We start from the raw sequence: 14,864 nt of genomic DNA, 5'->3' as shown, positions 1-14,864 counted from the left end.
ATGTCAGAAATGAATGCGGTATATAACGTTAAACAATACATTTTAAATTTGATTAAGCAAAATAAATTGGAATATGGTGACCAACTTCCAAGTAATTTATCAATTGCCAGAGAATTAAATGTAAAAACCGACGATGTTTATGAAGCAATTCAGGCATTGATTACTGAACAAGTCATTAAAGATAATTTTGAAGAGGGCACAAGTGTTAAGTCACTGCCCCCTTTCTTTTATCCATTGAATGAACTTATAAGTATTGGGCAAATGATTAAAAATGCAGGATTTGAATGCGGAACTGAATACTTAAATTTTGATGAGCAACCAGCAACTATGTTAGATGCAAATTTGTTGAGCGTTGAAGAAGGATATCCAGTAACCATTATAGAACGATTACGAACTGCCGATGGAGAACCGGTCGTCTATTGTTTAGATAAAATTGCTAAAAAAGAATTAACATGTACAGAGTATCAAATGAGCAATGGATCGATACTAAGTGCGATAAAAGAACAAAGTAATCATAATATTTGTTACGCTGATACAGAAATTGAAGCGGTAAATTATGAACCTCGAATATCCGAAGTACTGAATGCTTCGCCACACGAAGGTTTGATTTTATTAAAAATTACGCACTACAATGAATTAGATGAACCTATTTTGTATTCATTAAATTATATGAAAAATAGCTTAGTTCAATTTAAAATCACTAGAAAAATATAGATGTAAGAAGATATAGAGGAGGCTATATATTTGAGTAGACAATCTCAACCAAATATACATATCAAAGTTTCACCAACAACTAAATTTAAAACAACTACTATAGTTTTTAAATTTATGGCACCTTTAGAATATGACACAACTACAGCTAGATCATTATTAAGCAAATTATTAGTTCGAGCAACTAAGAAATGGCCAACCGATAAGTCGTTTAATAATCACTTAGCCGATTTATATGGTGCATATGTGAATAGTACAATTTCAAAATTCAAAGATCAGCATGTCATTACATTTTCATTAGAAATTGTAAATGAACGTTATTTAAGAAACGGTGAATCATTATTTAATCAAGGATTAGATTTATTACAAGAAATCATTTGGAATCCATTAATTGAAAATAAAGCATTCAATGATAATTTTGTTAACCAAGAGAAAACATTATTAGCCAAAAAAATAGAAGCAATGGTAGATAACAAAGCACAATATTCGTTTTTAAAATTACTCGACCATATGTTTGAAAATGAAGCATACAAATACTTATCTACAGGACAACTAGAACAAATCCCACATATTACTGCTGAAACACTATATCATACATATCAATCAATGATTAATAATGATCAATGTTCTGTTTATGTTGTCGGCAATGTAGAACCTGAAAGTGTTGAGAAACAAATACGTGAAAAATTTGCACTTAAACCATTCGATAAACATCAATTCCAACATTCTACACATCATTTACACGATGAAGAAGTTGATTATATTGTTGAATATGATGACGTGGATCAAGCTAAATTAAATATGGGATATCGTTTTCCAACACAATATGGACAAAGTGGATATGCTGCTTTTGTTGTATTTAACATGATGTTTGGAGGAGATCCTTCATCTGTTTTATTTAATGAAGTGCGAGAAAAGCAAAGTTTAGCGTACTCTATACATTCACAAATTGATGGCAAAAATGGCTATTTATTTGTTTTGAGTGGGGTTTCAAGTGATAAGTACGAAACTGCAAAAGACACTATTATAAGTGAATTTGAAAAAATAAAAGCAGGAGATTTCACTGAAGAAAAATTAGAGTTAGCTAAAAAAGTAATCATTTCTCATCGATATGAATCTGAAGATCGTCCGAAAAGTATTATAGAGATTATGCATAACCAAATATTATTAGAGCAACCACAAAGCAAAGAAACATTTATAAATGATATACAGAAGGTAAGTCGCGAAGATATTGTTTCTGTTGCTGAAAAAGCATTTTTAGATACAATCTATGTGTTGACAAAAGGAGGGGATAAATAATGAAAGAGCGTTATTATGAATTAATAGACGAAAGAGTATTCGAACAAGAATTAGAAAATGGTTTACGATTATTTGTTATCCCTAAACCAGGTTTTCAAAAGACATTTGTCACTTACACTACACAATTTGGTTCATTAGATAATCAATTCAAACCCCTCGGACAAGACCAATTTGTTACTGTACCTGATGGAGTTGCTCACTTTTTAGAACATAAATTATTTGAAAAAGAAGAAGAAGACTTATTTACTGCATTTGCTGAAGATAATGCACAAGCAAATGCGTTTACAAGCTTTGATCGTACAAGCTACTTGTTCAGTGCAACTGATAATATTGAAAACAACATTAAACGTTTACTTACAATGGTTGAAACGCCTTATTTTACAAAAGAAACTGTTGATAAAGAAAAAGGTATTATTGCAGAAGAAATAAAAATGTATCAAGAGCAACCTGGATATAAATTAATGTTTAATACATTGCGTGCAATGTATCAACAACATCCAATACGTGTTGATATTGCCGGTAGTGTAGAAAGTATATACGATATTACAAAAGATGATTTGTATCTATGTTATGAAACGTTTTATCATCCATCAAATATGGTTTTATTTGTTGTTGGCGATGTGGATCCTGAAGCAATATGTCGAATAGTAAAACAACACGAGGATGCTCGTAATAAAGTTAACCAACCCAAAATCGAACGAGGACTTGTTAATGAACCGGAGGATGTTAAAGAAGCATTTGTTACTGAATCTATGAAAATTCAATCACCAAGACTAATGCTTGGTTTTAAAAATAAACCATTACAAGAAGCGCCTCAAAAATATGTACAACGTGATTTAGAAATGTCATTATTCTTTGAGTTAATTTTTGGGGAAGAAACAGATTTTTATCAGAATTTATTAAACGAAGGACTTATCGATGATACATTTGGTTATCAATTTGTACTAGAGCCGACTTATAGTTTTTCAATCGTGACAAGCGCTACTGAAGAACCAGATAAATTAAAAAAATTATTATTAGATGAGTTGCGTGATAAAAAAGGCAATTTCCAAGATGCAGAAGCATTTGAACTTTTGAAAAAGCAATTTATAGGTGAATTCATATCAAGTTTAAACTCACCTGAATATATTGCTAATCAATATACTAAATTGTATTTTGAAGGTGTTAGCGTGTTTGACATGTTAGACATTGTTGAAAATATCACCTTAGATAGTATTAACGAAACGTCATCGTTATATTTAAATTTAGATCAGCAAGTCGATAGTCGTTTGGAGATTAAAAAGTAATGAAAGCATTAGTATTAGGTGGTTCTGGTTCAATTGGTTCTGAGATAGTCAAACAATTATTAACTGATGGATTTGAAGTTTATGTGCAATATTATCGTACTGATATAAATGAATTAACTAGCAAATTTAATGATGATAAAGTTCGTTTTATACAAGCGGATTTATCTCAAACAATTGATATTGACAAAACATTTGGTGACATTAAATCATTAGACTGTTTAATATATGCAAGTGGTCAGTCTTTATATGGTGTTTTACAAGATATGAAAGACCATGATATTGATGCATGTTATCAGTTAAATGTCTTGCAATTAATTCGATTATGTAGATATTTCGTTGATGTTTTACGTCAAAGTGACAATGGAAGAATTATTGTAATTTCATCAATTTGGGGTGAGACAGGAGCTAGTATGGAAACTATTTATTCGACGATGAAAAGTGCACAATTAGGTTTCGTTAAGGCGCTTAGTCAAGAGCTTGCACTAACATCAGTGACAGTAAATGCTATCGCACCTGGATTTGTAGCCGGTAATATGGCAAGTGAGTGGCAAGAAGATGAACTTCAAGCAATGATAACTGAATTACCACAACAGCGATTGATTTTACCGAGTGAGGTTGCTCATACATGCGCCTATTTATATCACCCAAATGCTAGAAGTGTTACTGGAACTATACAGAAAGTTAATGGTGCTTGGTATATTTAAAATATAGAACTATTTTTATGAGCAAATGTTTTTATGATTGATGTTATAATATGAATATTACAATGAATCATAATTTGTTAATTAAACAAGGGGTGAGGTTCACCATGACAGTTGCAGAGAAAAAAGAATGGTACCTAGAATACGAAATTGAAATTAATAGACCGGGTCTTTTAGGTGATGTATCTAGTTTATTAGGTATGTTAGGTATAAGTATTGTTACAATTAATGGTGTTGATCAAGGTAAACGAGGCCTTTTAATTAAAACAGACAATCTTGAAAAAGTTGAACGTTTTGAGCAAATAGCTCGTGGTATAAATGAAATTGAAATAACAAAGCTTAAAAAACCAGAATTAAGAGACCGTCTTGCAGTAAGACATGGTAGATATATTGAGCAAGATGCAAAAGATAAGAAAACCTTTCGATTTGAGCGTGAAGATTTAGGCTTGTTAGTAGACTTTTTAGCTGAATTGTTCAAAGAAGAAGGTCATAAGTTGATTGGCATTAGAGGTATGCCACGAGTTGGTAAAACTGAATCAATTGTTGCGGGAAGTGTTTGTGCACATAAGAGATGGTTATTTATTAGTTCTACTTTAATAAAACAAACTGTACGTAGCTCTCTAATTAAAGGGGAATATGATGCCAATCATGTATACATTATTGATGGTGCAGTTACTGCCAGAGAATCTAATCCAAAACATCAAGAGCTTGTTAACGAAGTTATGACGTTACCATCAATCAAAGTCGTTGAACATCCAGATTTATTTGTTGAAACAAGTACTTGTACAATGGAAGATTTTGACTATATTATCGAATTGAGAGAAAATGAAAATCAAGAAATACATTACGAAGAAATGAAGAAACAGACAGTCCAAAGTAAGAATAATTTAGATTTTGGAGATCCGTTTGGTGGTGGTTTTGGTTTCTTCGAGTAAGTGTAAGGAGGCTATGAATTGAAAACGGTCGGTGAAGCGCTAAAAGGTAGACGTGAAAGGTTAGGAATGACTTTAACAGAATTAGAGCAACGTACTGGAATTAAACGTGAAATGCTAGTGCATATTGAAAATAATGAATTCGATCAACTACCGAATAAAAATTACAGCGAAGGATTTATTAGAAAATATGCAAGCGTAGTAAATATTGAACCTAACCAATTAATTCAAGCTCATCAAGATGAAATTCCATCGAACCAAGCCGAATGGGACGAAGTAATTACAGTTTTCAATAATAATAAAGACTTAGATTATAAGAGTAAATCAAAAGAGCCAATACAATTATTAGTAATCATGGGTATTACAGTTTTAATAACTTTATTGTTATGGATCATGTTAGTTTTAATATTTTAACAGAAATAAATTAGTGAGAAATGAGGATGTATAATGAATATTCCGAACCAGATTACGGTTTTTAGAGTAGTGTTAATACCAGTTTTTATATTGTTTGCGTTAGTTGATTTTGGATTTGGCAATGTGTCATTTCTAGGAGGATATGAAATAAGAATTGAGTTATTAATCAGTGGTTTTATTTTTATATTGGCTTCCCTTAGCGATTTTGTTGATGGTTATTTAGCTAGAAAATGGAATTTAGTTACAAATATGGGGAAATTTTTGGATCCATTAGCGGATAAATTATTAGTTGCAAGTGCTTTAATTGTACTTGTGCAACTAGGACTAACAAATTCTGTAGTAGCAATCATTATTATTGCCAGAGAATTTGCCGTAACTGGTTTACGTTTACTACAAATTGAACAAGGATTCGTAAGTGCAGCTGGTCAATTAGGTAAAATTAAAACAGCAGTTACTATGGTAGCAATTACTTGGTTGTTATTAGGTGATCCATTGGCAACATTGATTGGTTTGTCATTAGGACAAATTTTATTATACATTGGCGTTATTTTTACTATCTTATCTGGTATTGAATACTTTTATAAAGGTAGAGATGTTTTTAAACAAAAATAAATATTTGTTTATACTAGATTTCATTTTCATATGGAATCTAGTTTTTTTAATCCCAATTTTAGAAATTAGCCACGCAATTGTTTATAATGATATATTGTAAAACAATATTCGTTCATTTTTTTAGGGAAAATCTGTAGTAGCATCTGATACATTGAATCTAAAATTGATGTGAATTTTTAAATGAAATACATGAAAAAATGAATTAAACGATACAAGGGGGATATAAATGTCAATTGCCATTATTGCTGTAGGCTCAGAACTATTGCTAGGTCAAATCGCTAATACCAACGGACAATTTCTATCTAAAGTATTTAATGAAATTGGACAAAATGTATTAGAACATAAAGTTATTGGAGATAATAAAAAACGTTTAGAATCAAGTGTACGTCATGCGCTAGAAAAATATGATACTGTTATTTTAACAGGTGGCTTAGGTCCTACGAAAGATGACTTAACGAAGCATACAGTGGCCCAGATTGTTGGTAAAGATTTAGTTATTGATGAGCCTTCTTTAAAATATATTGAAAGCTATTTTGAGGAACAAGGACAAGAAATGACACCTAATAATAAACAACAGGCTTTAGTAATTGAAGGTTCAACTGTATTAACAAATCATCATGGCATGGCTCCAGGAATGATGGTGAATTTTGAAAACAAACAAATTATTTTATTACCAGGTCCACCGAAAGAAATGCAACCAATGGTGAAAAATGAATTGTTGTCACATTTTATAAACCATAATCGAATTATACATTCTGAACTATTAAGATTTGCGGGAATAGGTGAATCTAAAGTAGAAACAATATTAATAGATCTTATCGATAAACAGACTAATCCTACGATTGCGCCTTTGGCGGGAAGTCATGAAGTATATATTAGATTGACTGCAAATGCCGACTCAAAAGAACAAGCACAATCATTGATTCAACCTGTTAAACAAGAAATTCTTGATCGTATTGGAGAATATTATTATGGTTCAGATGACACATTAATTGAGCAAGCTGTAATAAAGAAAATTCATGAACCTTTTGTAATATATGATGGTATTACTAATGGTGCTTTATATCATCGATTGAAAGAAGTGGATTTAAACGATGTTCTAAAGGGTATGATTAATCACAATGAAAACTTTGTTGATATTAATAAACCTATTGAGCAGCAATTAAAAGATGCAGTGCAATTTGTTAATAAATTGTTTAATGTGTCATCAGCAATTATTCTATTAGAGTATGATGGTGTAGTCCATATAGGCTATGATAATAACTTTGAATTTAAAACTGAGCAATTTAAAATGTCTAAATCTAGAAATTTATTAAAGAACAGAAGTCAAAATTATGCGCTCATAAGATTATTAAATTGGCTTAGAACAACAAATTAATTGTATTATCGATAAAAATATAAGCACGTTTGTTCGTTTTTGCGTTTTGATTTCAAGATTTTATACGAACAAATATTCGCAAAACACTTGTATTTTATTTTGAATCCTTGTATAGTATTGGTAAGATAATTAAAAGATAGCAATTTCAATTAGGAGGTCTCGCTTTGGATAACGATCGTCAAAAAGCTTTAGATACAGTAATTAAAAATATGGAGAAATCTTTCGGTAAAGGTGCCGTAATGAAGTTGGGTGACAATATAGGTCGCCGAGTTTCAACTACATCAACTGGTTCAGTTACATTAGATAATGCGCTAGGTGTAGGTGGCTATCCTAAAGGACGAATTATTGAAATTTATGGTCCTGAAAGTTCTGGTAAGACAACAGTAGCGCTTCACGCTATTGCTGAAGTACAAAGTAATGGCGGGGTGGCAGCATTTATCGATGCTGAACATGCTTTAGATCCAGAATATGCTCAAGCATTAGGCGTAGATATCGATAATTTATATTTATCGCAACCGGATCATGGTGAACAAGGTCTTGAAATCGCCGAAGCATTTGTTAGAAGTGGTGCAGTTGATATTGTAGTTGTAGACTCAGTTGCTGCTTTAACACCTAAAGCTGAAATTGAAGGAGAAATGGGAGACACTCACGTTGGTTTACAAGCTCGTTTAATGTCACAAGCGTTACGTAAACTTTCAGGTGCTATTTCTAAATCAAATACAACTGCTATTTTCATCAACCAAATTCGTGAAAAAGTTGGTGTTATGTTCGGTAATCCAGAGACTACACCAGGTGGACGTGCATTAAAATTCTATAGTTCAGTAAGACTAGAAGTACGTCGTGCAGAACAGCTTAAACAAGGACAAGAAATTGTAGGTAATAGAACTAAAATTAAAGTCGTTAAAAATAAAGTGGCACCACCATTTAGAGTAGCTGAAGTTGACATTATGTATGGACAAGGTATTTCTAAAGAGGGTGAACTTATTGATTTAGGTGTTGAAAACGACATCGTTGATAAATCAGGAGCATGGTATTCTTACAATGGCGAACGAATGGGTCAAGGTAAGGAAAATGTTAAAATGTACTTGAAAGAAAATCCACAAATTAAAGAAGAAATTGATCGTAAATTGAGAGAAAAATTAGGTATATCTGATGGTGATGTTGAAGAAACAGAAGATGCACCAAAGTCATTATTTGACGAAGAATAGTACACAAATTTATATCTATAGTTAAACTTAGCAAATATCCTTATAGGATTGATTGAAAGTGATATTCATCTCATAAAGCTAGAATAATATCTAACTTTATGGGATACACTACAAATCGAGACTATAAGGTTTTTTATTTTATTTATTATTACATTATCAATAGTTTTATAATCGAGCTTCAAAACTTTAGAAAATAGTAGAAATAGCATTCAATATAGTGCAAAAGTGCAAATTGATAACTTGACACTTATCTCCTATAAACCGTACAATTAATTTGTATGATTTATATATAATTTCATAAAGTCATATTGAATTTCATATAAAGAGCAAACCCTAGAAAAGGAGGTGTTTGTGTGAATTTATTAAGCCTCCTACTCATTTTGCTGGGGATCATTCTAGGAGTTGTTGGAGGGTATGTTGTTGCCCGAAATTTGTTGCTTCAAAAGCAATCACAAGCTAGACAAACTGCCGAAGATATTGTAAATCAAGCACATAAAGAAGCTGACAATATCAAAAAAGAGAAATTACTTGAGGCAAAAGAAGAAAACCAAATCCTAAGAGAACAAACTGAAGCAGAACTACGTGAAAGACGTAGTGAACTTCAAAGACAAGAAACCCGACTTCTTCAAAAAGAAGAAAACTTAGAGCGTAAATCTGATCTATTAGATAAAAAAGATGAGATTTTAGAGCAAAAAGAATCAAAAATTGAAGAAAAACAACAACAAGTAGATGCAAAAGAGAGTAGTGTTCAAACGTTAATAATGAAGCATGAACAAGAATTAGAACGCATCTCCGGTCTCACTCAAGAAGAAGCTATTAATGAGCAACTTCAAAGAGTTGAGGAAGAACTGTCACAAGATATTGCAGTACTTGTTAAAGAAAAAGAAAAAGAAGCTAAAGAAAAAGTTGATAAAACAGCAAAAGAATTATTAGCTACAGCAGTACAAAGATTAGCAGCAGATCACACAAGTGAATCAACGGTATCAGTAGTTAACTTACCTAATGATGAGATGAAAGGTCGAATCATTGGACGAGAAGGACGAAACATCCGCACACTTGAAACTTTAACTGGCATTGATTTAATTATTGATGACACACCAGAAGCGGTTATATTATCTGGTTTTGATCCAATAAGAAGAGAAATTGCTAGAACAGCACTTGTTAACTTAGTATCTGATGGACGTATTCATCCAGGCAGAATTGAAGATATGGTCGAAAAAGCTAGAAAAGAAGTAGACGATATTATTAGAGAAGCAGGTGAACAAGCTACATTTGAAGTGAACGCACATAATATGCATCCTGACTTAGTAAAAATTGTAGGGCGTTTAAACTATCGTACGAGTTACGGTCAAAATGTACTTAAACATTCAATTGAAGTTGCGCATCTTGCTAGTATGTTAGCTGCTGAGCTAGGCGAAGATGAGACATTAGCGAAACGAGCTGGACTTTTACATGATGTTGGTAAAGCAATTGATCATGAAGTAGAAGGTAGTCATGTTGAAATCGGTGTAGAATTAGCGAAAAAATATGGTGAAAATGAAACAGTTATTAATGCAATCCATTCTCATCATGGTGATGTTGAACCTACATCTATTATATCTATCCTTGTTGCTGCTGCAGATGCATTGTCTGCGGCTCGTCCAGGTGCAAGAAAAGAAACATTAGAGAATTATATTCGTCGATTAGAACGTTTAGAAACGTTATCAGAAAGTTATGATGGTGTAGAAAAAGCATTTGCGATTCAGGCAGGTAGAGAAATCCGAGTGATTGTATCTCCTGAAGAAATTGATGATTTAAAATCTTATCGATTGGCTAGAGATATTAAAAATCAGATTGAAGATGAATTACAATATCCTGGTCATATCAAGGTGACAGTTGTTCGAGAGACTAGAGCAGTAGAATATGCGAAATAATTTTTGTCTCCCTCACAAATTAGTGAGGGAGCTTTTTTAAGTTGTAGTCTTAATCTAGTTAGACAGCACTTTATCGGTAATAACTATATTAAACAGTAGTTATTTGAAAGTAAGACGGACCTTATATTAAATAAGAAGTTATTGCTTTTAATAAAAATGTTTTAGGCTTCGTAATTACTATATTTATATTATGTAAACCTATAAAGATGATTGCTTTTCTATCCAATAAAAAAGAAGAGAAGATGTAACACATCTTCTCTTCTGCAATATTAATTAGGATTTATTTCTAAGTTGAGTTATTTTAATTGTAAATCTGTTTTCTTTAATTCTTTTATAACTTCTGCAGTATCATAACAATTTGTTGCAATTGTTGAATATCTCTCTGCTAAACGATATGCATTAATGTAAAGCTTTAAACTTTCTTTAGCTATATCCTCTGCATCTTCGAATTTTGATGGGTTAGACATAACCACTAATTCTGCAAATTTTTCTGGATCAATATTAATAGACATGTATTTATTTACAACTCCTATTTATTTTGATGTCTTAATACTAACATATTGAAGTTTTCAGACAAAGTAATGTCTCTTTATAATTGAAGAAAAATAATTCAAAGAATTTAATATTTACTTTAAATATTAGAACGTATGAATTAAACTAGTATTTATGAGAGGATGAACAAAACATGAGAATAATGTTTATAGGGGATATCGTAGGTAAAATTGGACGAGACGCAATTGAAACGTACATACCTCAACTGAAGCAAAAGTATAAACCAACAGTTACAATTGTAAATGCTGAAAATGCAGCACATGGTAAAGGTTTGACTGAAAAAATATATAAACAATTACTAAGAAATGGTGTAGATTTCATGACTATGGGTAATCACACATATGGTCAACGTGAAATTTATGATTTTATAGATGAAGCAAAACGTCTAGTAAGACCAGCGAATTTTCCGGATGAAGCGCCGGGAATTGGTATGAGATTTATACAAATTAATGATATTAAACTTGCAGTTATTAATCTGCAAGGAAGAGCGTTTATGCCAGATATTGATGATCCTTTTAAAAAGGCAGATCAATTAGTCAAGGAAGCACAAGAACAAACTCCGTTTATATTTGTTGATTTTCATGCAGAAACAACTTCTGAAAAGTATGCAATGGGATGGCATTTAGATGGTAGAGCTAGCGCTGTTGTTGGAACGCATACACACATTCAAACAGCAGATGAACGTATTTTACCAAAGGGGACAGGGTATATAACGGATGTTGGTATGACAGGTTTTTATGACGGCATTTTAGGAATAAATAAAACAGAGGTAATTGAGCGTTTTATCACTAGTTTGCCACAAAGACATGTTGTTCCAAATGAAGGTAGAAGTGTATTATCTGGTGTTGTTATTGATTTAGACAAAGAAGGTAAAACAAAGCACATCGAACGTATATTGATAAATGATGACCATCCATTTTCAACATTTTAAAATTACGTAAGTAAACATTCGAATTGGACCCTATCGTCCATTAGTATGAATTTAATATAGTACCACTGTTTACATAGTAAATCGGTGGTTCTTTTTGTTATCATTTAATATGAAATATATCCATAGGAGGCATATAACTATGAAACCACAATTATCGTGGAAAGTTGGCGGTCAACAAGGCGAAGGTATTGAATCAACTGGGGAAATCTTCGCTACGGCTATGAATAGAAAAGGATATTATTTATATGGATATAGACATTTTTCAAGTCGTATCAAAGGTGGACATACGAATAATAAAATTAGAGTTTCTACGACGCCTGTTCATGCAATTAGTGATGATTTAGATATTTTGATTGCATTTGACCAAGAAACAATTGATGTTAACCATCATGAAATGAGAGAAGACAGTATTATTTTAGCTGATGCCAAGGCTAAACCTGTGAAACCAGAAGGATGTCATGCACAGCTTATTGAATTACCTTTTACAGCAACCGCTAAAGAATTAGGTACAGCATTAATGAAAAACATGGTTGCAATAGGTGCTACTAGCGCATTGATGAATTTGAATACAAATACATTTGAAGAACTTATTACTAATATGTTTTCTAAAAAAGGTGACAAGGTAGTTGAAGTCAATATCCAAGCATTAAACGAAGGTTATCAATTAATGCAATCCCGCTTACCTGAAATCGACGGGGACTTTGAATTAGAGTCAACAGATGCACTACCACATCTATATATGATTGGTAACGATGCCATTGGATTAGGTGCAATTGCTGCAGGTTCGCAATTTATGGCGGCATATCCTATTACACCTGCGTCTGAAGTTATGGAATATATGATTGCCAATATATCTAAAGTAAACGGAGCGGTTATTCAAACAGAAGATGAAATTGCTGCTGTAACTATGGCTATTGGTGCAAATTATGGTGGAGTCAGAGCGTTTACGGCTAGTGCTGGTCCAGGTTTATCTTTAATGATGGAAGCAATTGGATTATCTGGTATGACTGAAACGCCATTAGTCATTATTAATACTCAACGAGGTGGACCTTCTACTGGATTACCTACGAAACAAGAACAGTCAGATTTAATGCAAATGATTTATGGTACACATGGTGATATTCCAAAAATAGTTGTAGCACCAACTGATGCAGAAGATGCATTTTATTTAACTATGGAAGCCTTTAATTTAGCAGAACAATATCAATGCCCTGTTATAGTTTTAAGTGATTTGCAATTATCTTTAGGTAAACAAACTGTTGAAAAATTAGATTATAATCGCATTGAAATTAAACGTGGTGAAATCATTCAATCTGATATTGAACGTGAAGAAGATGATAAAGGTTATTTCAAGCGTTATGCGTTAACATCCAATGGTGTTTCTCCTAGACCTATCCCCGGTATTAAAGGAGGTATTCATCATATAACTGGTGTGGAACACAATGAAGAAGGTAAACCTAGTGAATCTGCATCAAATAGACAACAACAAATGGAAAAACGAATGCGTAAAATTGAGCAGTTACTAATTGAATCGCCAGTAGAAGCTAACTTACAACATGAAGATGCAGATATTCTTTATATCGGTTTTATTTCTACAAAAGGTGCAATTCAAGAAGGTAGTAACCGTTTGAATCAACAAGGCATAAAAGTTAACACTATACAAATTAGACAATTGCATCCATTCCCAACAAGCGTTATTCAAGATGCAGTTAATAAAGCGAAGAAAGTCGTTGTAGTGGAGCACAATTATCAAGGACAATTGGCTAGTATTATAAAAATGAATGTCAATATTCATGATAAGATTGAAAATTATACAAAGTATGATGGGACACCTTTCCTACCACATGAAATCGAAGTAAAAGGCAAAATAATTGCTACTGAAATAAAGGAGATGGTATAGATGGCGACATTTAAAGATTTTAGAAATAATGTTAAGCCTAACTGGTGCCCTGGATGTGGCGATTTCTCAGTACAAGCTGCAATTCAAAAAGCAGCCGCAAATATAGGGTTAGAACCTGAAGAAGTAGCTATCATCACCGGTATAGGATGTTCTGGCCGTCTTTCAGGATATATTAATTCTTATGGCGTTCATTCTATTCACGGACGTGCATTACCTTTAGCTCAAGGTGTAAAAATGGCGAATAAAGATTTAACTGTTATTGCATCTGGAGGAGATGGTGATGGTTATGCTATAGGTATGGGGCATACAATCCATGCTTTAAGAAGAAATATGAACATGACGTATATAGTCATGGATAATCAAATTTATGGTTTGACAAAGGGACAAACATCGCCGTCATCAGCAGTAGGATTTGTTACTAAAACAACGCCAAAAGGTAATATAGAAAAAAATGTTGCGCCTTTAGAATTAGCATTATCATCTGGTGCCACATTTGTAGCCCAAGGTTTTTCAAGCGATATTAAAGGATTAACAAAACTAATTGAAGATGCAATTAATCATGATGGATTTTCATTCGTTAATGTCTTTTCACCATGTGTGACTTATAATAAAATTAACACATACGATTGGTTTAAAGAACATTTAACAAGTGTTGATGACATTGAAAATTATGATTCTACAGATAAACAATTAGCGACTAAAACTGTTATTGAACATGAATCTTTAGTAACTGGTATTGTTTATCAAGATAAAGAAACACCATCATATGAATCTCAAATTAAAGAGTTAGATGATACACCACTTGCTAAAAGAGATATCAAAATTACTGAAGACACCTTCAATGCATTAACTGAACAATTTATTTAATAATTAAAACTGAGTCGTATAAATGTATTTATAAAGTCAAGTCCAGACTCCTGTGTAAAATGCTATACAATGTTTTTACCATTTCTACTTATCAAAATTGATGTATTTTCTTGAAGAATAAATCCATTCATCATGTAGGTCCATAAGAACGGCTCCAATT

14 protein-coding genes are annotated in these 14,864 nt (G+C 32.3%); 13 read left to right on the top strand and 1 reads right to left on the bottom strand.

Annotated features, from left to right (window positions below; translation table 11 throughout):
- From IDG66_RS02155 to rny, 10 genes are all read left to right on the top strand, one after another.
- Window positions 1-714 carry a GntR family transcriptional regulator gene (locus tag IDG66_RS02155; RefSeq protein WP_001293306.1) on the top strand — a complete coding sequence of 238 codons (714 nt, stop codon included), beginning with the start codon at window positions 1-3 and terminating at the stop codon, window positions 712-714.
- A gap of 30 nt (window positions 715-744) precedes the next feature.
- A complete protein-coding gene (gene yfmF, locus IDG66_RS02150) occupies window positions 745-2,010 on the top strand; it encodes an EF-P 5-aminopentanol modification-associated protein YfmF (protein ID WP_000089951.1) in 1,266 nt (421 codons plus the stop codon).
- Window positions 2,010-3,296 (top strand): EF-P 5-aminopentanol modification-associated protein YfmH, encoded by a 1,287-nt coding sequence (gene yfmH / locus IDG66_RS02145; protein ID WP_000664780.1) that lies wholly within the window; start codon window positions 2,010-2,012, stop codon window positions 3,294-3,296. The genes yfmF and yfmH overlap by 1 nt, the downstream gene beginning before the upstream one ends.
- Window positions 3,296-4,000, top strand: coding sequence for an elongation factor P 5-aminopentanone reductase (gene ymfI / locus IDG66_RS02140; protein WP_000646231.1), 705 nt, complete (start codon window positions 3,296-3,298; stop codon window positions 3,998-4,000). The genes yfmH and ymfI overlap by 1 nt, the downstream gene beginning before the upstream one ends.
- A gap of 104 nt (window positions 4,001-4,104) precedes the next feature.
- Window positions 4,105-4,932, top strand: coding sequence for a YmfK family protein (locus tag IDG66_RS02135; protein WP_000214890.1), 828 nt, complete (start codon window positions 4,105-4,107; stop codon window positions 4,930-4,932).
- An 18-nt stretch (window positions 4,933-4,950) separates the two neighbouring features.
- On the top strand, window positions 4,951-5,343 hold the full coding sequence (locus IDG66_RS02130; RefSeq protein ID WP_000859443.1) for a helix-turn-helix domain-containing protein: 393 nt from the start codon (window positions 4,951-4,953) through the stop codon (window positions 5,341-5,343).
- A gap of 33 nt (window positions 5,344-5,376) precedes the next feature.
- Window positions 5,377-5,955 carry a CDP-diacylglycerol--glycerol-3-phosphate 3-phosphatidyltransferase gene (gene pgsA, locus IDG66_RS02125; protein ID WP_001025093.1) on the top strand — a complete coding sequence of 193 codons (579 nt, stop codon included), beginning with the start codon at window positions 5,377-5,379 and terminating at the stop codon, window positions 5,953-5,955.
- A 226-nt stretch (window positions 5,956-6,181) separates the two neighbouring features.
- The gene (locus IDG66_RS02120) at window positions 6,182-7,333 is read left to right on the top strand and encodes a CinA family nicotinamide mononucleotide deamidase-related protein (protein ID WP_000020361.1); all 1,152 of its coding nucleotides are present in this window, start codon (window positions 6,182-6,184) and stop codon (window positions 7,331-7,333) included.
- A gap of 164 nt (window positions 7,334-7,497) precedes the next feature.
- Window positions 7,498-8,541 carry a recombinase RecA gene (gene recA / locus IDG66_RS02115; protein ID WP_000368166.1) on the top strand — a complete coding sequence of 348 codons (1,044 nt, stop codon included), beginning with the start codon at window positions 7,498-7,500 and terminating at the stop codon, window positions 8,539-8,541.
- Window positions 8,542-8,894: 353 nt separating this feature from the next.
- The gene (rny, locus tag IDG66_RS02110) at window positions 8,895-10,454 is read left to right on the top strand and encodes a ribonuclease Y (protein WP_001050913.1); all 1,560 of its coding nucleotides are present in this window, start codon (window positions 8,895-8,897) and stop codon (window positions 10,452-10,454) included.
- A 296-nt stretch (window positions 10,455-10,750) separates the two neighbouring features.
- Here rny and IDG66_RS02105 read toward each other — a convergent pair whose 3' ends face one another.
- Window positions 10,751-10,966, bottom strand: coding sequence for a hypothetical protein (locus IDG66_RS02105; RefSeq protein ID WP_000026308.1), 216 nt, complete (start codon window positions 10,964-10,966; stop codon window positions 10,751-10,753).
- A gap of 173 nt (window positions 10,967-11,139) precedes the next feature.
- Between IDG66_RS02105 and IDG66_RS02100 the strand changes: the two genes are divergently transcribed.
- From IDG66_RS02100 to IDG66_RS02090, 3 genes are all read left to right on the top strand, one after another.
- Window positions 11,140-11,937, top strand: coding sequence for a TIGR00282 family metallophosphoesterase (locus IDG66_RS02100; protein WP_001222105.1), 798 nt, complete (start codon window positions 11,140-11,142; stop codon window positions 11,935-11,937).
- A 139-nt stretch (window positions 11,938-12,076) separates the two neighbouring features.
- On the top strand, window positions 12,077-13,837 hold the full coding sequence (locus IDG66_RS02095; protein ID WP_000804317.1) for a 2-oxoacid:acceptor oxidoreductase subunit alpha: 1,761 nt from the start codon (window positions 12,077-12,079) through the stop codon (window positions 13,835-13,837).
- Window positions 13,838-14,704, top strand: a complete 867-nt coding sequence (locus IDG66_RS02090; RefSeq protein ID WP_000190138.1) for a 2-oxoacid:ferredoxin oxidoreductase subunit beta — start codon at window positions 13,838-13,840, stop codon at window positions 14,702-14,704.
- Window positions 14,705-14,864: the final 160 nt, after the last annotated feature.

The organism is Staphylococcus sp. EG-SA-18, from assembly GCF_017151825.1.
Classification (GTDB): domain Bacteria; phylum Bacillota; class Bacilli; order Staphylococcales; family Staphylococcaceae; genus Staphylococcus; species Staphylococcus aureus.
Note: the sequence above shows the minus strand (reverse complement) of the source record. Positions and strands in the feature narration are given on the sequence as shown.

Bases quoted from the DNA above. Each gene is read 5' to 3' on its own strand.
- IDG66_RS02095 (WP_000804317.1), top strand. From the start codon at position 12,077: ATGAAACCACAATTATCGTGGAAAGTTGGCGGTCAACAAGGCGAAGGT.
- IDG66_RS02105 (WP_000026308.1), bottom strand. From the start codon at position 10,966: ATGTCTATTAATATTGATCCAGAAAAATTTGCAGAATTAGTGGTTATG.
- IDG66_RS02090 (WP_000190138.1), top strand. From the start codon at position 13,838: ATGGCGACATTTAAAGATTTTAGAAATAATGTTAAGCCTAACTGGTGC.
- IDG66_RS02120 (WP_000020361.1), top strand. From the start codon at position 6,182: ATGTCAATTGCCATTATTGCTGTAGGCTCAGAACTATTGCTAGGTCAA.
- ymfI (WP_000646231.1), top strand. From the start codon at position 3,296: ATGAAAGCATTAGTATTAGGTGGTTCTGGTTCAATTGGTTCTGAGATA.
- IDG66_RS02155 (WP_001293306.1), top strand. From the start codon at position 1: ATGTCAGAAATGAATGCGGTATATAACGTTAAACAATACATTTTAAAT.
- yfmH (WP_000664780.1), top strand. From the start codon at position 2,010: ATGAAAGAGCGTTATTATGAATTAATAGACGAAAGAGTATTCGAACAA.
- IDG66_RS02135 (WP_000214890.1), top strand. From the start codon at position 4,105: ATGACAGTTGCAGAGAAAAAAGAATGGTACCTAGAATACGAAATTGAA.
- pgsA (WP_001025093.1), top strand. From the start codon at position 5,377: ATGAATATTCCGAACCAGATTACGGTTTTTAGAGTAGTGTTAATACCA.
- IDG66_RS02100 (WP_001222105.1), top strand. From the start codon at position 11,140: ATGAGAATAATGTTTATAGGGGATATCGTAGGTAAAATTGGACGAGAC.